This window comes from Kitasatospora sp. NPDC004531 (genome assembly GCF_053602195.1).
On sequence record NZ_JBSGDD010000043.1, the window covers coordinates 1 to 20,503 of the forward strand.

A 20,503-nucleotide genomic window follows, 5' to 3' on the forward strand; every position below is an offset into this window, starting at 1 on the left:
CCTTCGCGCAGTTCTCCCCCAGCCCTAGCGGGCCGGGAGGTACCCCCACGCGCCCCCGTTTTCGCGCCCTACTGGAAGGTGGCGAGGAGGGCCTGGGTGAGGTTGGGGACCAGGTCGGGGCCGGTGAGGACCTCGCGGGCGATGTCCTTCTCGCGGAGGCGGAGGGCGACCTCGCGGGCGCCGTCGCGGAGTACCGCGGCGGTGATGCGGACCTCCTGGCGCTGCGGGTGGCTCGCCACCCACTGGTTGATCTCCTGCTCGGTGGCGTTCTTCGGGCGGGAGGACTCGGCGCCGGGCGGGAGCATCAGGCGTTCGACGACCAGGGCGCAGCCCACCACGCCGTCGGGCCAGGCGATGGTGCCGAGGAAGCGGTCGAGCTCGGTGCCCGGGGGGATCTCCTCCTGCTCGACCGGGGTGAGGCCGGTCGGGTTGTCGTCCAGGCCGAGCTGGGTGGCGAGCCGCGGGTTGGCCTTGCGCATCTGGGCGTTGTCGACCAGCGCGAACAGGCGGGAGGGGCCGTCCCAGCCGAGGGTGGCGGCGTGCTCGTCGATCTCCAGCGCGGCCCGGGTGAGGGGGGTGGCCGCGGGCATGCCGGAGGCGGCGGAAGTCAGGTCAGGGGAGTCGGACATGGGGCCATCCTCACATGTCCCGGGGGGCCGTCTCCAACTCCGACGCAGTGTCCGGGAACTCCGGTAAAGACTGTTTAAGTTGCACTGGGAGACCGGTGTCCGCCCGTCCACGGCGCGCTGCCGGTCGTCCCCAACGACAACAACAGCTGAGGTGGCGTCTTGACCTTCCAGATGCCGGATCGGTCCGATCCGGGTTTCCGAGCGAGAGTCGGGCCGCCGCCGCGACGGACGAAGGTGCTGCTGCTGACGGTCGGCGTGCTGGCCGTGCTGTTCCTGCTGTTCGTGACGTTCGCCGGCCTGTGGACCGACTGGCTGTGGTTCAGGTCGGTGAAGTACAGCTCGGTGTTCACCTCGCAGCTGGGCGCGAAGGCCGGCCTGTTCGCGGTGTTCGGGCTGCTGATGGCGCTGGTCGTCGGGTTCAACCTGTGGCTGGCGTACCGGCTGCGGCCGCCGCTGGCGGCGATGTCGGTGGAGCAGCAGAGCCTGGACCGCTACCGGATGGGCGTGGCGCCGTTCCGCAAGTGGCTGCTGATCGGCCTGTCGCTGCTGGTCGGCCTGGCGGCCGGCGCGGCCGCGAGCGCGCAGTGGCGGACGTGGATGCTGTGGATCAACGGCACCCCGTTCGGGCAGAAGGACAGCCAGTTCCACCTGGACGTCTCGTTCTTCGCGTTCGACCTGCCCTGGTACGAGTTCCTGCTGGGCTTCGCCTTCAGCGCGGTGATCGTCTCGCTGCTGGCGGCGACGGTGGTGCACTACCTGTACGGCGGCCTGCGGCTGCAGGGCCCGGGCCGGCGGGCGAGTGCCGGGGCGCAGGGTCACCTGGCCGTGCTGCTGGGCGTGTTCGTGCTGCTGAAGGCGGGCGCGTACTGGCTGGACCGGTACGCGCTGGCGGTGAAGAGCGAGTCGTACAAGGGCGTCGGCGGCTGGACCGGTCTGCGGTACGTGGACGCGAACGCGTTCCTGCCGGCCAAGACGATCCTGTTCTTCGTGGCGATCATCTGCGCCGTGCTGTTCTTCCTGACGCCGGTGCGGCGGACCTGGGCGCCGGCGCTGATCGGCTTCGGGCTGATGGCGCTGTCGGCGGTGCTGGTCGGCGGGCTGTACCCGGCGATCGTGCAGCAGTTCCAGGTCAAGCCGAACGAGCAGGCCAAGGAGACGCCGTACATCCAGAAGAACATCGACGCGACCCGGCAGGCGTACGGCATCGCCGACGTCCAGCCGGAGGCGTACCCGGCGGCCAACACCCCGGACGCGACGAAGCTGAAGCAGGACGCGCAGACCATCGCCGACCTGCGGCTGCTGGACCCGAACGTGGTCTCGCCGACGTTCCAGCAGAACCAGGCGCTGCGCCAGTACTACGCGTTCCCGAAGACCCTGGACGTGGACCGGTACGGCGACCAGGACACCGTGCTGGGCGTGCGTGAGCTGGACCTGACGGGCGTGCAGCAGCGCAACTTCATCAACGACCACTTCAAGTACACCCACGGCTACGGCGTGGTCGCCGCCAAGGGCAACCAGGTGGACGCCAACGGCAACCCGGTCTACACCCAGCAGTCGCTGCCGACCACCGGCTCGATGGGCGACTACCAGCAGCGGGTGTACTACGGCGAGAAGTCGCCGATGTACTCGATCGTCGGCCCCGGCATGGACGAGATCGACTACACCCGGGACACCGAGCCCGACCGGACGTACCAGTACACCGGCGGCAGCGGCGTCTCGTTGGACAACCCGCTGACTCGGGCCGCGTTCGCGGTGAAGTTCGCCGAGCCGCAGATCCTGTACTCGGGGGCGATCAAGGACGGCGCGAAGATCCTCTACGACCGCACCCCGAAGGAGCGGGTGGAGAAGGTCGCGCCGTGGCTGTCGATCGACGCCGACCCGTACCCGGTGGTGGAGAACGGCCGGCTGATGTGGGTGCTGGACGGCTACACCACCTCGGACGGCTTCCCGTTCTCGTCCAAGACGGTGCTGGGCGACGCCACCAAGGACTCGCTGACCGACCAGCGCGGCCGGACGCTGACCGCCGTCAACGAGGTCAACTACATCCGCAACTCGGTGAAGGCCACGGTCGACGCGTACACCGGCGAGGTGACGCTCTACCAGTGGGACGAGTCCGACCCGGTGCTGAAGACCTGGATGAAGGCGTTCCCCGGCACGGTCCAGCCGAAGGCGGACATCCCGGCGGAGCTGCGGCCGCACCTGCGCTACCCGCAGGACATGTTCAAGGTGCAGCGCGACCTGCTCGGGATGTACCACATGACGGACGCCACGGCGTTCTTCAACGGCACCGACATCTGGGAGGTGCCGGTCGACCCGACGGTCAACGCCGACGAGGTGCAGCCGCCGTACTACCTGACGGTGCGGATGCCGAGCACCGAGAAGGCCAGCTTCTCGCTGACCACCTCGTTCGTGCCCTCGGGCCGCAAGAACCTGGCGGCGTTCATGACCGCGAACGCCGACCCGGGCGAGGACTACGGCAAGCTGCGGATCCTGCGGATGTCCTCCGAGTCGGGGGCGCTCGGCCCGGCGCTGACCCAGGCGAAGTTCAACTCCGACACCGAGGTCGCCCGCCAGCTGACGCTGCTGCGCAGCGGCAGCGACTCGGACCTGGTGTACGGCAACCTGCTGACCCTGCCGGTCGGCGGCGGCATCCTCAACGTGGAGCCGGTGTACCTGGTGGCGCGCGGCGCGAAGGTGCCGGTGCTGAAGAAGGTGCTGGCGGTGTACGGCGACCACAACGTGGCGCTGGAGGACAGCCTGGACAAGGCGCTGGCCAAGGTGCTCGGCGCGGCGGCCGACGGGGCCACCACCCCGCCCGCGCCTCCCGCCGAGTCGGGCAGCACCCCGCCGGCCCCGCCGACGCCGGGTGAGAACCCGGCGCTGGACAAGGCGCTGGCGGACGCCCAGAAGGCGTTCACCGACGGCCAGGCCGCGCTGAAGAACGGCGACTGGGCGGCCTACGGGCAGGCCCAGCAGGCGCTGCAGAAGGCGCTGGACGCCGCGGTGGCGGCGGAGAAGAAGGCCCCCGCGCCGTCGGGTCAGCCGTCGCCCACCGGCTGAGCTGGGAAAACCGATTTGTTGGTCCACCCCGTGATCGTGCTACAGTGGTTTCACCGACGCGGGGTGGAGCAGCTCGGTAGCTCGCTGGGCTCATAACCCAGAGGTCGCAGGTTCAAATCCTGTCCCCGCTACTCTGTAGCGAAAGGCCCGGAGGCATCAGCCTCCGGGCCTTTGCCTTTGCCATTTCCCGGTGCAGACCCGTTGACACCCCCAGTGGTCCAGTCCAATCTGGGTCGTGCCCATGACGGACGGCCCCCACCGTCCGCCCTGTGGTGCTGCAACGCGCATGCCAGTAAAGGCAATTGATCGTGTTATGCCCCGTCTGCCGCTCTCCCCGACCGGGGTGTCGGACGGCGTTTCCTGCATCCCCACGTGACAGGAGAGGCACATCCGCATGCACCGCAACAATCGAAGGGTCTGGGCCGTCACGGCCGCGGCCGCCACCCTGCTCGCCGGGGCGATGTCGCTGTTGGGAGCCCCCGACGCGACCGCCGGACCGGCCAACACCACCGGAGCCCCCGCCACCAGCGGCGGGATCAAGGTGGCCTACTTCGACCAGTGGTCGATCTACCAGAACGCCTACTACCTGAAGAACGTCGACACCAACGGCATGGCCGGGAAGCTCGACTACCTGCTGTACGACTTCGCCAACATCCACCCCACCGACCTCACCTGCTTCGAGGCCAACTCGGCGGCCTCCCAGGACGAGAACAACCCCAACGCCGGCGACGGCGCGGGCGACTACTACGCCGACTACGCGAAGACCTTCGCCAACGGCAACAGCGTCGACAACACCACCGACACCTGGAACCAGCCGATCGCGGGCAACTTCCACCAGCTCCAGGAGCTCAAGGCCAAGTACCCGAAGCTCAAGGTGCTGATGTCGATCGGCGGTTGGACCTACTCCAAGTACTTCTCGGACGCGGCCGCCACCGACGCCTCCCGCAAGAAGTTCGTCTCCTCCTGCGTCGACATGTTCATCAAGGGCAACCTGCCCCAGCAGGGCGGCTACGGCGGCCCCGGCACCGGCAAGGGCATCTTCGACGGCTTCGACATCGACTGGGAGTACCCGGGCGGCGGCGGCCACACCGGCAACCACGCCTCGCCCAACGACAAGCAGAACTTCACCGCGCTGCTCGCCGAGTTCCGCAGCCAGCTCAACACCCAGGGCGCCGCGGACGGCAAGAGCTACGCGCTGGCCGCCGCCCTGCCGGCCGGCCAGGACAAGATCCAGCACATCGAGACCGACAAGATCGCCCAGTACCTGACCTTCGCCGACCCGATGACGTACGACATGCACGGCGGCTGGGAGGCGAAGGGCCCGACCAACCACCAGACGCCGATCTACGAGAACCCGAACGACCCGTCGAACCCCGTCCCGCCGGGCGCCGCCAAGTACTCCATCGACGAGGCGATCAAGGCGTACACGGTCGGCGACCCCGCGTACGGCATCCCCGGCGGCTTCCCGGCCAACAAGCTGAACATGGGCGTCCCGCTGTACTACCGCGGCTGGACGGGCGTGGCGGCCGGCGCCAACCACGGGCTGTTCCAGCCCGCGAGCGGGCCCGCGCAGGGCGCGCCGAACTCCGGCAACGTGGCCGGCGTGCGGATGTACAAGGAACTGCTGGGCGTCGTCGACAACCCCAGCTACACGTACTGGGACGCGGCGTCGCAGGCCTCCTACTTCTACGACGGGACCAACTTCTGGTCCGGGGAGACCGCCAAGTCCATCCAGGCCAAGCTGGACTACGCGCACTGCAACGGCCTCGGCGGCTCCTTCGTGTTCTCGCTGTACGACGACCCGAACGCCGCGCTGCTGAACCCGCTGATGACGGCCACCTCCGGCTCGGCCGCCAACTGCCCCGCCCCGCCGACCTCCCCGTCGCCGAGTGCGAGCAACAGCGGTGGCCCGTCGCCGTCCGGCTCGCCCTCGGGTTCGCCGTCCTCCTCGCCGTCGGGCTCGCCCTCCGGTTCGCCGTCCGGCAGCCCGTCCTCCTCGCCGAGCGGCCCCGGCGGGGGCGGGATCGTCGCCAACCCCGGCCTGGAGTCCGGCGCGCTCAGCCCGTGGACCTGCGCCGGCAGCGGCGGCAGCGCGGTCAGCGGCGGCCACACCGGCTCGTACGCCCTGCAGGGCAACGCCAGTGCCGGTGACACCGCGCAGTGCCAGCAGACCATCACGGTCAAGCCGAACACCAGCTACACGCTGTCCGCATGGGTGAAGGGCAACTACGCCTACCTGGGCGTCACCGGCTCCGGGGCGGACAGCTCCACCTGGACGCCCGGCGGGAGCGCGTGGACGCAGCTGTCCACCAAGTTCACCACCGGCGCCTCGGTCACCTCGGTGACCATCTGGGTGCACGGCTGGTACGGCCAAGGCTCCTACCAGGCGGACGACTTCAGCGTCAGCTGATCCCGCGGCACCACCTGTTCCAGTGAAGGCCCGGAGGAACCACCTCCGGGCCTTCGCCCTTGTGTGCATCGAGTGTTGATCGACTCCGGTACGATGCGTGGCCGGGGTTTGTGGGGCTCAGTGTCGGGAAATCGACAAAGCGCCGAAGCAATCTCGCCGGGCTTCGGCCCCGCTCCGCCAAAACGGACGGAGCAGGTGTACGAGGGTTGCGGGTGATGCGACGATGGACCACCAGGGGGACGCGGCACGGCCGTTGACGGGCCGCCCGATCCGGCGCGACCCCCGGGGGAACCACCCCGGGCCGACGGCCGGAGGCGAATGCCGCGACACTCGGGGGGAGCTGGAGTCGGCATGAAACTCATCGGAAAGAACGGGACGGGAGAACGACTGGCGGCCAACAGCACCACGGACAGCGACACCGGTGCCCGACCCGCCCGCCGACCGGGCAGCAGCCTGCCCGCGCAGCGCAGCACCCGGGGCGGCCTCGCCACGTCCGGCTACGGCCCCGACAGCCTCGTCCACCTGACCGCCGACCAGGTCGTCGCCACCGCCTCCGCCCGCGACCTGCTGGAGAGCGACGACGGCGCCGACAGCTTCGAGACCGCCCTCGCCGCCCGCGAACAGGCCGCCCTCGAAGCCCGCCACCGCGGCTCCGCCGACGCCGGCGACCCCGGCGCCGCCAGCCAGCTCGGCGCACTCCTGCTGCGCCGCGGCGACCTCCAGGACGCCGAACCCTACCTGCGCACCGCCGCCGCCGCCGGACTGCGCGCCGCCGCCAACAACCTCGGCGTGCTGCTCCACCAGCAGGGCCACCGCGCCGAAGCCGGCCAGTGGTGGCGACAGGCCGCCGTCGCCGGCTCCGCACCCGCCGCCCACGCCCTCGGCCTGCAACTGCGCGACCAGGGCGAGGAGGAGGCCGCCGAGTACTGGCTGCACTTCGCCGCCGAACAGGGCCACCCGCTCGGCGCCTACGCCCTCGGTGACCTGATGGAACACCGCCGCGACGTCCGCGCCGAACGCTGGTTCAAGGCCGCCGCCGACTCCGGCCACCGCGAAGCCGCCTACCGCCTCGCCCGGATGCGCGAAGCCGCCGGCGACAAGGACACCGCCGAAACCTGGTACCGCACCGCCGCCGCCCGCAGCCACGCCCGCGCCGCGCTGCGCCTCGGCGTGCTGCTCGAAGCCCGCGGCGACCTCGACGAAGCCGCCCGCTGGTACCGCCAGTCCGCGCAGAACGGCGAAGCCCGCGCCGCCTGCGCCCTCGGCTTCCTGCTCCGCGACGCCGGCGACCCCACCGCCGCCGCCGAATGGTGGCAGGAGGCCGCCGAGGCCGGCGACGGCACCGCCGCCAACGCGCTCGGCGCGCTGCACGCCGGACGCGGCGAGAACACCGTCGCCGAACGCTGGTACCGGGCCGCCCTCGACGCCGGCGACCACAACGGGGCCTTCAACCTCGGCCTGCTGTGCGCCGGCGCCGGCCGCGACACCCAGGCCGAACAGTGGTACCGCCGCGCGGCCTACGCCGGCCACCGGGAAGCCTGCAACGCGCTCGCCGTCATGCTGCTCCAGCGCGGCGACGAGTCCGGCGCCGAACCCTGGTTCTCCAAGGCCGCCGAAGCGGGCTCCGTCGACGGCGCGTTCAACCTCGGCGTGCTGCACGCCGGCCGCGGCGAGACCCGGCAGGCCCAGGAGTGGTACGCCCGCGCCGCCGCCGAGGGGCACGGCGAGGCCGCGCTCCAGCTCGCCGTCGTCCAGGAACAGCGCGGCAACCTGGTCGGCGCGCTCGACCGCTACCGGCAGGCCGCGGACGGCGGCTCCGCGGAGGGAGCCTTCCGGCTCGCCTCGCTGCTCGACCGGCGGGGGGACGCCGACGCGGACGCCGAACACTGGTACGCGGTCGCGGCGGACGCGGGGCACCTGCGGGCCCAGGTGCGGATGGGGGTCCGGGCGGCCGAGCGCGGGGCGCTGCAGATCGCCGAGAGCTGGTACCGGCGCGCGGCCGAGGGCGGGAGCCGCAGTGCGGCGTTCAACCTCGGGCTGCTGCTGGCGCGCCAGGACTCCGAGGCCGAGGCGATGCTCTGGTACACCCGCGCCGCGGACGCCGGCCACGGCCGCGCCGCGCTCCGGCTCGCGCTGCTCGCCCTGCGGCGGGGGGAGGCCGTGCAGGCCGAGAACTGGTGCAAGCGCGCCGCGGAATACGGTCCTGCGGAGGTCGCGGAGCGGGCGGGGCGGTTGCTGGAGGCGATGACTGCGGAGCTGTCCGCGTAAAGGAGAACTGCGCGACAAGCGCAAGTCACGTCCGTAAGGTCGCGATCAAGTGCAGGTCATTGTCCTGCGTCGCGATCTTGCGGACGTGGCGCGTTCCCCTTCGCGCAGTTCCCCGCGCCCCCGGGGTTGCTCTCTCTCACACGGTCAGCGAGCGCAGCGTCGCTTCGTGGAGGATGCCGTTGGTGGCGACCGCGTCCGCGCCGGTGGGGCCGTCGATGCCGTCGAGGCCGGTGAAGCGGCCGCCGGCCTCCTGGACGACGATGCAGGGGGCGGCCATGTCCCAGAGGGAGAGTTCGGGTTCGGCGGCGATGTCGACGGCGCCCTCGGCGACCATCATGTAGGACCAGAAGTCGCCGTAGGCCCGGGTGCGCCAGCACTTGCGGGTGAGGTCGAGGAAGGCGTCGAGCCGGGCGCGCTCCTCCCAGCCGCTGAGGGAGGAGTAGGAGAGGGAGGCGTCGGCGAGCCGGGAGACCTTGGAGACGTGGATGCGCTGGGCCTTGGCGAGGCTGCGGCCGGCGAACGCGCCGAGTCCCTTGGCGGCCCACCAGCGGCGGCTGAGGGCGGGGGCGGAGACGATGCCGACGACGGGGGCGAACTCGCCGTCGGGCTGCTCCTCCAGGAGGGCGACCAGGGTGGCCCAGACGGGGACGCCGCGGACGTAGTTCTTGGTGCCGTCGATGGGGTCGATCACCCAGCGGCGGGGGCCGGAGCCCTGCAGGCCGTACTCCTCGCCGAGCACCGCGTCGCGGGGGCGGGCGCGCTGCAGGACGGAGCGGACGAGTTCCTCGGCGGCCTTGTCGGCGTCGCTGACCGGCGTCAGGTCGGGCTTGGTCTCGATCTTGAGGTCGAGTGCCTTGAAGCGCTCCATGGTGACCGAGTCGGCCGAGTCGGCGAGGACGTGGGCGAGTCGGAGATCGTCGTGGTAGTCGGCCATGCCCCGAACCCTAGCGGACTCAGTGTCCGGAGCCGCTGAGCTGCAGTCCGATCACGCCCGCGATGACCAGGCTGACCGAGACCAGCTTGAGGGTGGAGGAGGACTCCTCGAGGAAGACGATTCCGTACAGTGCGGTGCCGGCCGCGCCGATGCCGGTCCACACGGCGTAGGCGCTGCCCACCGGGAGGGTTTTCAGGGAGAGGGTGAGCAGGCCGAAGGAGCCGAGGGCGAAGAGGCAGAAGCTGATGGTGGGCCAGAGCTTGGTGAAGCCGTGGCTGAGCTTGAGGTTGACCGCGAATCCCGTTTCCAGCAGACCGGCGAGGATCACCATGGCCCATGCCATCGGGTTGACTCCCTGTCAGGTAGGACGGTGTGACCTTCCTATCGTTACCCAGTGGGCAGGGCCGGGCGACTCGTCGGCTGTGTGAACTCTCAGTCGCCTTCGTGGGCTTCCTTGGTGGCGAGCAGGCGGCGCAGCGAGTACAGCCGGGCCGGGTCGGCGTGGCCGTCGGCGACCCAGGCGTCCAGCGCGCAGTCGGGTTCGTCGTGGGAGCAGGCGCGCGGGCAGTCCTCGGTGCCGGGTTCCAGGTCGGGGAAGGCGTGGATGACCCGGGACGGGTCGATGTGGGACAGGCCGAAGGACCGGAAGCCGGGGGTGTCGATCACCCAGCCCGGGTCGAGGGCCTTCTTGGAGCCGGGCTTCGCACCGGGCGGCGGGGGCAGCCGCAGGGCGAGCGCGGAGACGGTGGTGTGCCGGCCGCGGCCGGTGACGGCGTTGACGTGGCCGGTGGTCCGCTGCCGTTCCGGGACGAGCGCGTTGACCAGGGTGGTCTTGCCGACGCCGGAGTGCCCGATGAACACGGTCGTCCGCCCGCGCAGGTGCTCGCGGACGGCCTCGGCGCCGCTGGTCTCCAGTTCGTCCTGCCGGGTCACCACGTAGTCGATGCCGAGCGCGGCGTACGACTCCAGCAGCTCGTCGGCGGGCGCCAGGTCGGACTTGGTGAGCACCAGCAGCGGCTCCATCCCGGCGTCGTACGCGGCGACCAGGCAGCGGTCGATCAGCCGGGGGCGGGGCTCGGGGTTGGCGAGCGCGGTGACGATGGCCAGCTGCTCGGCGTTGGCGACCACGATCCGCTCGTACGGGTCGTCGTCGTCCGCGGTGCGGCGCAGCACCGAGGTGCGCTCCTCGACGCGGACGATGCGGGCCAGCGTGTCGGGGGCCCCGGAGAGGTCGCCGACCAGGTTGACGATGTCGCCGACGACCACGCCCTTGCGGCCGAGTTCGCGGGCCTTCATGGCGGTGACCAGGCGTTCGTCCTTGGTTCCGCTGTCGACCAGGCAGGTCATCCGGCCCCGGTCCACGGTGAGGATCATCGCCTCGGCGGCGTCCTCGTGCTTGGGCCGGATGCGGGTGCGGGGGCGGGAGCCCCGGCGGCCCGGGCGGCTGCGGATGTCGTCCTCGTCGGCGTCCTTGCCGTAGCGGCGCATGCTCGTGATCCTCCCGTCAGCCCTGGCCGAGGAGGTCGGCCCACATCTGCGGGAAGTCCGGCAGGGTCTTCGCGGTGGTCGCCACGTTCTCCACCAGGACGCCGTCCACCACCAGGCCGAGGACGGCGGCGGCGGTGGCCAGCCGGTGGTCCTCGTAGGTGTGGAAGACGCCGCCGTGCAGCGGGCGGGGGCGGATCCGCAGGCCGTCCTCGGTCTCCGACACGTCGCCGCCGAGGTCGTTGATCTCCTTGGCGAGCGCGGCCAGCCGGTCGGTCTCGTGCAGGCGCAGGTGGGAGATGCCGTACAGGTGGGACTCGGAGTCGGCGAGGGCCGCGACGGCGGCGATCACCGGGGTCAGCTCGCCCACGTCGTGCAGGTCCACCTCGATCCCGTGGATCTTGCCGGTGCCGGTGAACTCCAGCCCCTCGTCGACGAATTGGCAGGAGCCGCCCATCGCGGTGTAGATCTCGCGGAGCTGGTCGCCGGGCTGGTAGGTGTGCTTGGGCCAGTCCCGGACGACGACCCGGCCGCCGGTGGCGAGGGCCGCGGCGAAGAACGGGGCGGCGTTCGACAGGTCCGGCTCGACCACCAGGTCGCGGCCGATCAGCGCGCCGGGGGTGACCCGCCAGACGTCCTTCTCGCCGCCGTCCTCGGGGGCGTCGACCTGGCCGCCGGCCTTGCGGATCATGTCGACGGTCATCCGGATGTGCGGCAGCGAGGGCACCGTCGCGCCGACGTTGCGGATCTCCACGCCGTTGTTGAAGCGGGCGCCGGACAGCAGCAGCGCCGAGATGAACTGCGAGGAGGACGAGGCGTCCACCTCGACCGGGCCGCCGTCCAGCGCGCCGGCGCCGTGCACGGTCAGCGGGAAGCCGCCGCGGCCGCCGTCGTCGATCCGGGCGCCGAGGGCGCGCAGCGCGTCGATCACGCCGTGCTGCGGGCGCTCGTGGCTGCGCGGGTCGCCGTCGAAGTGCACCGGGCCGTCCGCGAGGGTGGCCAGCGGCGGCAGGAAGCGCATCACGGTGCCGGCGTTGCCGACGTCCACCTGCGCCGGGCCGCGCAGCCGCTCGGCCGGGATGACCCGCCAGGCCTCGCCGCCGCCGGTGCCGCCGGAGGCCTCGTTCACCGTCTCCTCGACCGTCACGCCCAGGGCCCGCAGGCCGTCCGCCATCAGCTGCGAGTCGCGGCTGCGCAGCGGGCGGCGCACCCAGCCCGGGCCGTCGGCGAGGGCGGCCAGCACCAGCGCGCGGTTGGTCGCGGACTTCGAGCCGGGGATCGTCACCGTGGCGTCCACGGCGGAGGTGGCGACGGGAGCGGGCCACAGGGAGTCGGTCATGCCGCCCAGTCTATGAGGCCCGATGCCGCTACCGGGGCAGCAGCCAGGCCGCCCCCAGCACCAGGCAGGCCAGCGCCACCACCAGGAACAGCAGCGTCCAGGCCGTCGCGGGCACGCCGGTCAGCCGGGCCAGCTGGTCGGCGTCCGAGCCGCCCGCGCCGCCGCCCCGCCGGGTGGAGAACAGCTCGACCAGCGGACGCGCCCCCGCCAGCAGGAGGAACCACACGCCCAGGTGGGCGAACGCGCCCTGCCACTCGGCGCTCCCGTACCAGGACACCGCGAGGAACGCGCCGCCGGTCGCCAGCACCGCCAGCACCCCGAACAGGTTGCGCAGCGTCAGCAGCATCGCCGCCAGCAGCGCGGTCCCGATCCACAGCAGCGCCGTGGTCCGGCCGGTGGACAGCAGCGCCGCCCCGCCCAGGCCCAGCAGCGACGGCGCCGGGTAGCCGGCCGCGGCCGTCAGCACCATGCCCGGGCCGGTCGGCCGCCCCGAGGAGACGGTCAGCCCCGAGGTGTCCGAGTGCAGCCGGATCCCGGCCAGCCGGCGGCGGGTCAGCAGCGCCATCACGCCGTGCCCGCCCTCGTGCGCGATGGTCACCACCGTCCGGCTCAGCCGCCACACCGGGCGCACCGCCACCGCCAGCAGCGCCGCCGCCGCCGTGGCCCACACCAGCCAGGCCGGCGGGCCGGGCTGCACGGCCGTCGCGTGGTCCCACAGTCGTACGAAGTCCATGTCGGTGGGCCTCCGATCACCGTCGTCCGGGCGGGCAGCGTTTCACGGAAGGACGGACGGCGACCAGCGGCCGGTTCTGCTCTGGCAAGCTGAACGGCATGTGCGGCCGCTTCGCCTCCTCCACCGACCCCGCCGAGCTGGTGCGGTACTTCGGCGTCCGGCAGTGGGACCCGGCCGAGACGCTGGCTCCCAGCTGGAACGTCGCGCCCACCGCGTCGGCCTTCGTCGTGCTGGACCGGGCGCCCCGCGGCGAGCGCCGGCCGGTCCGCCAACTGCGGGTGCTGCGCTGGGGGTTGGTGCCCGCCTGGGCGAGCAGCCCGGACACCGCGGTGAAGATGATCAACGCCCGGGCGGAGACCGTCCACGAGAAGCCCGCCTACCGGCAGGCGTTCGCCTCGCGGCGCTGCCTGATACCCGTCGACGGCTACTACGAGTGGCAGACCGCGCCCACCGACGACCTCTCCCGCCCGCCCCGCCGCCCCTACTTCGTCTCCCGCGCCGACGGCGCCCCGCTGGCCCTGGCCGGCCTCTACGAGTTCTGGCGCAACCGGGCCGTGCCCGGCGACCACCCCGACGCCTGGCTGGTCACCTGCACCGTCGTCACCACCGCCGCCGAACCGCTGCTCGCCCCCGTCCACGAACGCATGCCGCTGTACCTCGGCCCCGACCGCTGGGACGCCTGGCTCGACCCCCATGCCGAGACCGCCGACCTCACCCCGCCGCCGCCCGGCGAGCTGCGCATCCACGCCGTGCCCGACGAGGTCGGCTCGATCCGCACCAACCACCCCGGCCTGACCAGGCGACTCACCGAGGACGACCGCACCACGCTGTTCTGAGCGCGTCCCCTCTATACGCTCGGCGCCATGCAGCGGATCATCGAGACCCCCGCCGGCGACGCCCGGCTCCACTGGCACCGGGCCGCCGCCCCCCGCGCCGTCCTGCTGCTCGGCCACGGCGCGGGCGGCGGCATCGAGGCCCCCGACCTGCAGGCGCTGGCCGCCGCGCTCCCCGCGGCGGGCGTCACCGTCGTCCTCGCCGAGCAGCCCTGGCGGGTGGCCGGGAAGAAGCTCGCGCCCGCCCCGAAGACCCTCGACGCCGGGTGGCCCGCGCAGTTCGCCGCCGCCGCCGAGGAGGGCCTGCCGGTGTACGCGGGCGGCCGCAGCGCCGGCGCCCGGGTCGCCTGCCGGACCTCCGCCGGCCTCGGCGCGGCCGGTGTGCTGGCGCTGGCCTTCCCGCTGCACCCGCCCGGCAGCCCGGAGAAGAGCCGCGCCGGGGAGCTGCTGGAGACCGGCCTGCCGACCCTGGTCGTGCAGGGCGGCGCGGACACCTTCGGCGCCCCCGAGGAGTTCCCGGCCCTGCCCGACACCCACCGCCTGGTCGAAGTGCCGTACGGCTCCCACGGGTTCAAGGTGCCGAAGAAGGCGCCGCTGAGCCAGGACGCGGCACTGCGGACGATCACCGAGGCCGTCGCGGGCTGGCTCTGAAGCCGGGGCCGGAGCCCGGGAATGTCTGGTCGCCGCACGCGGTTGCACGAGTCGTCAGAACGTCTCCCGGTGGAAAGGCAGCGTCCATGGTTTCGATCGCGTGCCCCGAACGGCCCGACGAGCGGGCGGCCGAGTCGTCGCTCGTGCCGGACTGGTCGCAGTGGGTTGCCGCGGGCGAGAAGCCGGTGAGCCCGATATCCTCGCTTGCGGGTCGGCCCGTGGTGGGCCGTGTGCAGCTGAGCGAGGAGGTGGGTCCGGTCGTCGGGACCGATGACGCGGCCGTGTCGGGTGCTTCAGGCACCGACCAGGGCCGTCCGGAGGGCGAACAGCTCACCGGCGACGAACTGGCCGAGGTGATCGGCGAGGACACCTTCCGGGTGTCCGAGAACGAGAGCGAGGAGGCCAGGCGGGAGCGCTTCGAGCGCGACGCGCTGGGCTTCCTGGAACCGATGTACTCGGCGGCGCTGCGGATGACCCGCAACCCGGCCGACGCGGAGGACCTGCTCCAGGAGGCGTTCGCCAAGGCGTACGCGTCGTTCCACCAGTTCCGCGAGGGCACCAACCTCAAGGCCTGGCTGTACCGCATCCTCACCAACACGTTCATCAACTCCTACCGCAAGAAGCAGCGCGAACCGCAGCGCACCGCGGCCGAGGAGATCGAGGACTGGCAGCTGGCGCGCGCCGAGTCGCACATGTCGACGGGGCTGCGCTCCGCCGAGGCGCAGGCGCTCGACCACCTGCCGGACAGCGATGTGAAGGACGCCCTGCAGGCCATTCCGGAGGAGTTCCGGATCGCGGTGTACCTCGCGGACGTCGAGGGCTTTGCGTACAAGGAGATCGCGGACATCATGGGTACACCCATCGGTACGGTGATGTCCCGACTGCACCGTGGCCGCCGACAGTTGCGCGGCATGCTGGAGGACTACGCCCGCGAGCGGGGGCTGGTCCCGGCCGGTACCGGTGCAGGGCACGATGCGAAGGGCGCGCGCTCATGAGCTGCGGCGATCCGCACGAGACCGAGTGCGGAGAGGTGCTCGACCACCTCTACGAATTCCTCGACAACGAGATGCCCGAGGGCGACTGCGCCAAGCTGCGGGTGCACTTCGACGAGTGCTCGCCGTGCCTGGAGAAGTACGGCCTGGAGCAGGCGATCAAGGCGCTGATCAAGCGCTCGTGCGGCTGCGACGACACGCCCTCCGACCTCCGGGCGAAGGTGCTGGCCCGGATCGACTCGATCCGCGCCGGCCAGCGTCCCGGCGACGAGCCGGTGGTCGAGGTGTCCTCCGTCACGATGGAGATGACGGTCGAGGGATCGGCCGGTCACGGCTCCGCCGTCGCCACCGCGGAGTGATTACTCACTCGATCGGGTGAGCTGTCGCTGCTCCGGCTGCGGCTATTGGCGATCGTGCGTCCCGTCCGGGTGGCCGGGCCCTATTCTCTGACGAGTCCTCACGTCGGAGGGCCCGGTTCGGGCTGGGGAGGCCGAGATCGCCAGCGAATGCGAGCGCATCGCCCTGCCGGGGCGGGCCGTGGCCTATCTGGCCGCCGTGCTGACGGCGGCGATCGCCGCGCTGCTGCCGCTGTCGGCGACAGCGGCGGAACTCGACTGGCCCCGGATCGGGCTGCTCTCCCTGCTGCACCTGTGCCTGGAGTCGCTCGCCCAGGGCGCTCGCACCCCGTGCGCCCGGGTGTGGCGGTGGCTGCGCGGCCGGCCCGCCCGGGAGGCCCCGGCCGACCCGCGCGGCAGCGGCTTCTTCCCGGTGCTGTTCGCCGGCGTGCTGATGCTGCCGCCCGCCGCCGCCGCGCTGGTCGCGCTGCCCGGGGCGCTGCTCGGCCCGGCCCAGCGGCCCCGCGCGCTGCGCCGGGTGTGGAACGCCGCCCAGCTGGCGCTGGCCGCCGCCTGCTCCGCCGAGGTGTTCCGGCTGCTCGGCGGCTCCCGGCTGCTGCTGGGCACCCGCTTCCCCGGCGCGGCCCTCGGCGCCCTCGCCGCGATCCTGACGTTCTGCCTGGTCAACGGCGTGCTGGTGGCCGGCATGGTGCGGCTGACCTGCGGCTCGGCCGGCCACGGCGTGATCCGCAAGCTGCACCGGGCGGCGCCCGCGGCGCTGCTGCACGGCGCGGGCGGACTGATGGTCGCCGTGCTGTGGCAGGGCCCGTACGGGGCGTTCGCCGCGGTGCTCGGGCTGCTGCCGCTGACCATCACCGCCTGGCTGTCCGCCCAGGGCCACCGGGAACGCTCCGCGCACCGGGCCACCGTGCAGGCGCTGGTGCAGGCCGTGGAGATCAAGGACGCCTACACCCGGGGCCACAGCGAACGCGTCGGCCGGGCCTCGGTGCTGATCGCCCGCCAGCTGGGCCTGGCCGAGGAGCGCGTCCGCACCCTGCACTTCGCGGGCACCCTGCACGACGTCGGCAAGCTCGCCGTCGCCACCGAACTGCTGCGCCGCAACGGGCCGTTGACCTGCGCGGAGCGGCGCGCCGTCGAGGTGCACCCGGTGTTCGGACACGAGCTGGTGCGGCAGCTGGACTTCCTCGGCGAAGGGCGGGACGGCATTCTGCACCACCACGAGCGGATGGACGGCCGCGGCTACCCGCACGGCCTGACGGGCGAGCGGATCCCCGAGTTCGCCCGGATCATCTCGGTCGCCGACGCCTTCGACTCGATGACCTCCACCCGCTCCTACCGGCGCGGCCGGCCCGTCCAGGAGGCCGTCGTCGAACTGGAGCGGTGCGCGGGCAGCCAGTTCGACCCGGTGATGGTGCGGGCCCTGGTGGAGGCCGTCGCCGAGCACGGCTGGCAGCCCGAGCCGCCGCCGCCCGGCGGCTGGGACGGCGAGGTGCCGGACATCCCGCTCGGGGTGCCCGAACCGGCCCGGCTGCCGCAGCAGCCCGGGCCGGCCCGGCCCGTCGGCGGCACCACGTGAGCCTGCGCCGGCCGGGGCCGGCCGAGCTGCCGCACGCGGCCGCCGTCCTGCTCGGCGGCGGAGCGCTGGCGCACGCGCTCGCCGCGGGCACCAGCCAGACCCAGGTGGCGCTGGCGTTCACCGCCCTGATCGCGCTCGGCCAGTGCGCCGGGCCCGCGCTGCCCGGCGACCGCGAACCCGCGCCGGTGGCCACCGCCGTCGCCCTGGCGTACGCGCTGCTCGGGCCGCTGCACGGACTGCCCACCGCGCACGGGGTGCTGCAGGCCACGGCCGTCACCGCGGCCGGCACCGCCGTCGGGCTGGCCGCGCAGTGGGCGGGGCGGGCCGCGCTGGCCGCCGTCCGCCGCCGCCCGCGCACCCCGCCCGGCGGGCTGGACGCCGCCGCCCGCCGGGTGGTCACCGTCTCCTTCGCGGCGCTGCTGTTCCAGCCGCTGTACGACTCCGGCGCCACCGACCGGCTGCCCGGCCCCGCGTACGGGGCGCTGCTGGCCGCCGTCGCCGCGCTGGCCGCGCTCGGCGACGCCGTGCTGGCGGCCGGGCAGCAGCGGGCCCGCACCGGGCTGCGGTACAGCGCCGCGCTCGACGACCAGCTGCGGGCGCTGCTCGGCATCGGCTCCGCGCAGGTCGCCACCGGACTGCTGCTCAGCCTGCTGGCCGGCGAGGCCGGGCTGTGGGCGCTGCCGGTGTTCTGCGTGCCGCTGCTGCTCGCCCAGGCCTCGTTCCGGCGGGCCGTCGAGGTGCGGGCCACCACCGGGCAGACCATCGAGACGCTCGCCCGGGCCACCGAGATCGCCGGCTACACCACCCCCGGGCACGCCCGCCGGGTGGCCGACACCGCGTGCGCCCTGGGGCGCGAACTCGGCCTCGGAAGCCGGGAGTTGACGCTGCTGGAATATGCCGCGCTGATGCACGACATCGGCCAGCTGTCCCTGGTGGAGCCCGTCCCCGGCGGGGCCACCGCGCTGCTGCCCGACGACGAGCAGCAGCGGATCGCCCGGCTCGGCAGCGAGGTGATCCGGCGCACCGGCGTGCCCAAGCAGGTCTGGCAGCAGGTCGCCCGGCTCGCCGACCCGTGCCGCCTCGACGACGGCCGGCACGACCCCACCCTGCCGCTGGCCTCCCGGATCATCCGGGTCGCCAACGCCCACGACGACCTGCGCACCGCCGCCGCCGACCGGCCCCGGGCCGGCGCCCTCGACCCGCTCGACCACCTGCGGCTGGACGCCGGCCGCGGCTACGACCCGGTGGTGCTGGACGCGCTCGCCCGGCTCGGCCGCCGCGGCCACCGCGCGGCCCGCTGCCGGTTCGCGGCCCGATGAGCCCCGCACCCCGCGGCCTGAATGGCCGCGCGGGGCGCGCGGCCCGCGGCGGGCGTGGTTGGATGCGGTCGTGGCGGGAAGACCCGGAGGCGGGGCGACCCGGTGACGACCGACGGCAAGGGACCAACGTGAGGATCTTCCACCGCGCACGGCACCGTCCGTCGGCGACCTGGCGGCAGACCACCGACCGTGCGTTCACGCTGATCGGCGACGGCCGGTACGAGGACGCCGGGGCGCTGCTGGTGATGGCGGCCGACCTGGAGCCGTGGCTGTCCGACTCCTGGTTCAACCTGGCCCTGCTGCACAAGTTCCGCCGCGACTGGGAGCAGGCCCGCAGCGCCGGCCTGCGCGCCGTCGCCCTGCTCGACCGCCAGCACGGCGCCCCGGACTGGTGGAACCTCGGCATCACCGCCACCGCCCTGCAGGACTGGCCGCTGGCCCGCCGCGCCTGGCAGGCGTACGGCCTGCGGCTGCCCGGCGGCCCCGGCACCGACGGCCCGATCGAGCTCGACCTGGGCACCACCCCGGTGCGGCTGTCCCCGGACGGCGAGTCCGAGGTGGTGTGGGGCCGCCGCCTCGACCCGGCGCGGATCGAGGTGCTGTCCATCCCGCTGCCGTCCTCCGGCCGCCGCTGGGGCGAAGTGGTGCTGCACGACGGCGCGCCGCACGGCGAGCGGGTCGCCGACGGCGTCGCCTACCCGGTGTTCGACGAGATCGAGCTGTGGGCGCCCTCCCCGGTGCCGACCTGGGTGGTGCTGCTGCAGGCGGCCACCGCCGCCGACCGGGACGCGCTGGAGAAGACCGTCGCCGACGCCGGGTACGCCGCCGAGGACTGGACGTCCTCGGTGCGGCTGCTGTGCCGCACCTGCTCGGAGTCCCGGATGGCCATCGACGACGGCCACACCGCGCACCACGACCCGCACGACGACGGCGACCCGCTGCACCCCGGCCACCTCAGCCACCTCAGCCAGGGCTCGGCCGGCGGCCCCTGGCAGATCGAACGCGAATGCGGCATCGCCGCGCCCGCCGGACTGGTCCGCACCCTGCTGGAGCGCTGGGTCGCCGCCTCCCCGGCCACCCGCGCCTACCGCGACCTCGAAGAGGTGTGCTGACCCTCCCGACCCCGAGGTGCCCGGCCGCGCCGCCCCGCCCCGTACCCTGGACCGGTACACCAGCCGGACGCGGACGGAGCGGAACACAAGCGATGGCCGAGCACCACGACCACGAGCACGAGCACGACCACGAGCACCCGGGCGGCGACGTCCAGCGGGTGGTCGGCGACCTGCCCGACCTCGGCAGGGGCACCGCCCGCCCGATCACCGTGGTCGGCAACCCGGTGCTGCACCGCGAGACGCAGACCGTCACCGCCTTCGACGACGACCTCGCCGCCCTGGTCGACGACATGTTCCAGTCGATGTACGCCGCCGAGGGCGTCGGCCTGGCCGCCAACCAGATCGGCGTCGACCTGAAGGTCTTCGTCTACGACTGCCCCGACGACGACGGCGTCCGCCACGTCGGACACGTCGTCAACCCGGTGCTGGAGGAGCTCCCCGCGGGCCGCCGGATGCTGGACGACGGCCAGGAGGGCTGCCTGTCGGTGCCCACCGCCTACCAGGAGCTGGCCCGCCCGGGCTGGGCCGCCGTCAACGGCCAGGACAAGCACGGCAACCCGATCCGGGTCGAGGGCACCGGCTTCTTCGCCCGCTGCCTCCAGCACGAGACCGACCACCTGTACGGGTACCTCTACATCGACCGCCTCTCCAAGCGCGACCGCAAGGACGCCCTGCGACAGATGGCGGAGGGGACTCCCAAGTACGCCACGGTTCCGAACGACTGATCGATTGTCACAGAATCGCTTCAGTGGTTCGGATGCGCCCCATTGTTGTGCCCCACCCCCTACAGTCCTGACCAGACGTCA

Annotated in this window: 17 protein-coding genes and 1 tRNA gene; 12 read left to right on the forward strand and 6 right to left on the reverse strand. The window is 73.0% G+C overall.

Features of this window, described 5'->3' with window-relative positions:
- Positions 1–68: 68 nt before the first annotated feature.
- Positions 69–629 carry a PPA1309 family protein gene (locus ACWEMJ_RS18695; protein ID WP_452138158.1) on the reverse strand — a complete coding sequence of 187 codons (561 nt, stop codon included), beginning with the start codon at positions 627–629 and terminating at the stop codon, positions 69–71.
- A 171-nt stretch (positions 630–800) separates the two neighbouring features.
- On the opposite strand from ACWEMJ_RS18695, the gene ACWEMJ_RS18700 reads away from it, so the two are divergent.
- The 4 genes from ACWEMJ_RS18700 to ACWEMJ_RS18715 all read left to right on the forward strand — a co-directional run bounded on the left by ACWEMJ_RS18700 (position 801) and on the right by ACWEMJ_RS18715 (position 8,367).
- Complete coding sequence (locus ACWEMJ_RS18700; RefSeq protein ID WP_452138198.1) at positions 801–3,689, forward strand: UPF0182 family membrane protein; 2,889 nt, start codon at positions 801–803, stop codon at positions 3,687–3,689.
- A gap of 57 nt (positions 3,690–3,746) precedes the next feature.
- Positions 3,747–3,820 (forward strand) — tRNA-Met (locus ACWEMJ_RS18705).
- A gap of 263 nt (positions 3,821–4,083) precedes the next feature.
- Entirely contained in the window at positions 4,084–6,099 is a 2,016-nt protein-coding gene (locus tag ACWEMJ_RS18710; protein ID WP_452138159.1) for a glycosyl hydrolase family 18 protein, read from the forward strand.
- Between the two features lie 351 nt (positions 6,100–6,450).
- Positions 6,451–8,367 (forward strand): tetratricopeptide repeat protein, encoded by a 1,917-nt coding sequence (locus tag ACWEMJ_RS18715; protein ID WP_452138160.1) that lies wholly within the window; start codon positions 6,451–6,453, stop codon positions 8,365–8,367.
- Positions 8,368–8,503: 136 nt separating this feature from the next.
- Here the strand turns inward: ACWEMJ_RS18715 and hisN are convergent, their stop codons facing one another.
- From hisN to ACWEMJ_RS18740, 5 genes are all read right to left on the reverse strand, one after another.
- Positions 8,504–9,301 carry a histidinol-phosphatase gene (hisN, locus tag ACWEMJ_RS18720; protein WP_452138161.1) on the reverse strand — a complete coding sequence of 266 codons (798 nt, stop codon included), beginning with the start codon at positions 9,299–9,301 and terminating at the stop codon, positions 8,504–8,506.
- Positions 9,302–9,320: 19 nt separating this feature from the next.
- A complete protein-coding gene (locus ACWEMJ_RS18725) occupies positions 9,321–9,644 on the reverse strand; it encodes a DMT family transporter (RefSeq protein WP_452138162.1) in 324 nt (107 codons plus the stop codon).
- Positions 9,645–9,733: 89 nt separating this feature from the next.
- Positions 9,734–10,789 carry a ribosome small subunit-dependent GTPase A gene (gene rsgA, locus ACWEMJ_RS18730; protein ID WP_452138163.1) on the reverse strand — a complete coding sequence of 352 codons (1,056 nt, stop codon included), beginning with the start codon at positions 10,787–10,789 and terminating at the stop codon, positions 9,734–9,736.
- Positions 10,790–10,805: 16 nt separating this feature from the next.
- Positions 10,806–12,125: a 3-phosphoshikimate 1-carboxyvinyltransferase gene (gene aroA / locus ACWEMJ_RS18735; protein WP_452138164.1), complete on the reverse strand. Its 1,320-nt coding sequence runs from the start codon at positions 12,123–12,125 to the stop codon at positions 10,806–10,808.
- A gap of 28 nt (positions 12,126–12,153) precedes the next feature.
- The gene (locus ACWEMJ_RS18740) at positions 12,154–12,858 is read right to left on the reverse strand and encodes a M50 family metallopeptidase (RefSeq protein ID WP_452138165.1); all 705 of its coding nucleotides are present in this window, start codon (positions 12,856–12,858) and stop codon (positions 12,154–12,156) included.
- A 98-nt stretch (positions 12,859–12,956) separates the two neighbouring features.
- Here ACWEMJ_RS18740 and ACWEMJ_RS18745 point away from each other — a divergent pair, with 98 nt between their 5' ends.
- The 8 genes from ACWEMJ_RS18745 to def all read left to right on the forward strand — a co-directional run bounded on the left by ACWEMJ_RS18745 (position 12,957) and on the right by def (position 20,422).
- The gene (locus ACWEMJ_RS18745) at positions 12,957–13,694 is read left to right on the forward strand and encodes an SOS response-associated peptidase (RefSeq protein ID WP_452138166.1); all 738 of its coding nucleotides are present in this window, start codon (positions 12,957–12,959) and stop codon (positions 13,692–13,694) included.
- Between the two features lie 27 nt (positions 13,695–13,721).
- Positions 13,722–14,342 (forward strand): alpha/beta hydrolase family protein, encoded by a 621-nt coding sequence (locus tag ACWEMJ_RS18750; protein ID WP_452138167.1) that lies wholly within the window; start codon positions 13,722–13,724, stop codon positions 14,340–14,342.
- Between the two features lie 344 nt (positions 14,343–14,686).
- Positions 14,687–15,337 (forward strand): sigma-70 family RNA polymerase sigma factor, encoded by a 651-nt coding sequence (locus tag ACWEMJ_RS18755; RefSeq protein ID WP_452138199.1) that lies wholly within the window; start codon positions 14,687–14,689, stop codon positions 15,335–15,337.
- Positions 15,334–15,693, forward strand: a complete 360-nt coding sequence (gene rsrA / locus ACWEMJ_RS18760) for a mycothiol system anti-sigma-R factor (RefSeq protein WP_452138168.1) — start codon at positions 15,334–15,336, stop codon at positions 15,691–15,693. Before ACWEMJ_RS18755 ends, rsrA begins: the two co-directional genes overlap by 4 nt.
- Before the next feature lie 178 nt (positions 15,694–15,871).
- The gene (locus ACWEMJ_RS18765; RefSeq protein ID WP_452138169.1) at positions 15,872–17,266 is read left to right on the forward strand and encodes an HD-GYP domain-containing protein; all 1,395 of its coding nucleotides are present in this window, start codon (positions 15,872–15,874) and stop codon (positions 17,264–17,266) included.
- The gene (locus ACWEMJ_RS18770) at positions 17,263–18,585 is read left to right on the forward strand and encodes an HD-GYP domain-containing protein (RefSeq protein ID WP_452138170.1); all 1,323 of its coding nucleotides are present in this window, start codon (positions 17,263–17,265) and stop codon (positions 18,583–18,585) included. The genes ACWEMJ_RS18765 and ACWEMJ_RS18770 overlap by 4 nt, the downstream gene beginning before the upstream one ends.
- A 128-nt stretch (positions 18,586–18,713) precedes the next feature.
- Positions 18,714–19,697 carry a tetratricopeptide repeat protein gene (locus tag ACWEMJ_RS18775; RefSeq protein ID WP_452138171.1) on the forward strand — a complete coding sequence of 328 codons (984 nt, stop codon included), beginning with the start codon at positions 18,714–18,716 and terminating at the stop codon, positions 19,695–19,697.
- 92 nt (positions 19,698–19,789) lie between these two features.
- Positions 19,790–20,422: a peptide deformylase gene (def, locus tag ACWEMJ_RS18780; RefSeq protein ID WP_452138172.1), complete on the forward strand. Its 633-nt coding sequence runs from the start codon at positions 19,790–19,792 to the stop codon at positions 20,420–20,422.
- Positions 20,423–20,503 lie beyond the last annotated feature (81 nt).

What these genes read in the sequence shown, in the direction of transcription:
- rsrA (WP_452138168.1), top strand. Translation starts at nt 15,334, where the DNA reads ATGAGCTGCGGCGATCCGCACGAGACCGAGTGCGGAGAGGTGCTCGAC.
- hisN (WP_452138161.1), bottom strand. Translation starts at nt 9,301, where the DNA reads ATGGCCGACTACCACGACGATCTCCGACTCGCCCACGTCCTCGCCGAC.
- ACWEMJ_RS18725 (WP_452138162.1), bottom strand. Translation starts at nt 9,644, where the DNA reads ATGGCATGGGCCATGGTGATCCTCGCCGGTCTGCTGGAAACGGGATTC.
- ACWEMJ_RS18710 (WP_452138159.1), top strand. Translation starts at nt 4,084, where the DNA reads ATGCACCGCAACAATCGAAGGGTCTGGGCCGTCACGGCCGCGGCCGCC.
- ACWEMJ_RS18695 (WP_452138158.1), bottom strand. Translation starts at nt 629, where the DNA reads ATGTCCGACTCCCCTGACCTGACTTCCGCCGCCTCCGGCATGCCCGCG.
- rsgA (WP_452138163.1), bottom strand. Translation starts at nt 10,789, where the DNA reads ATGCGCCGCTACGGCAAGGACGCCGACGAGGACGACATCCGCAGCCGC.
- aroA (WP_452138164.1), bottom strand. Translation starts at nt 12,125, where the DNA reads ATGACCGACTCCCTGTGGCCCGCTCCCGTCGCCACCTCCGCCGTGGAC.
- def (WP_452138172.1), top strand. Translation starts at nt 19,790, where the DNA reads ATGGCCGAGCACCACGACCACGAGCACGAGCACGACCACGAGCACCCG.
- ACWEMJ_RS18745 (WP_452138166.1), top strand. Translation starts at nt 12,957, where the DNA reads ATGTGCGGCCGCTTCGCCTCCTCCACCGACCCCGCCGAGCTGGTGCGG.
- ACWEMJ_RS18740 (WP_452138165.1), bottom strand. Translation starts at nt 12,858, where the DNA reads ATGGACTTCGTACGACTGTGGGACCACGCGACGGCCGTGCAGCCCGGC.
- ACWEMJ_RS18700 (WP_452138198.1), top strand. Translation starts at nt 801, where the DNA reads ATGCCGGATCGGTCCGATCCGGGTTTCCGAGCGAGAGTCGGGCCGCCG.
- ACWEMJ_RS18715 (WP_452138160.1), top strand. Translation starts at nt 6,451, where the DNA reads ATGAAACTCATCGGAAAGAACGGGACGGGAGAACGACTGGCGGCCAAC.
- ACWEMJ_RS18750 (WP_452138167.1), top strand. Translation starts at nt 13,722, where the DNA reads ATGCAGCGGATCATCGAGACCCCCGCCGGCGACGCCCGGCTCCACTGG.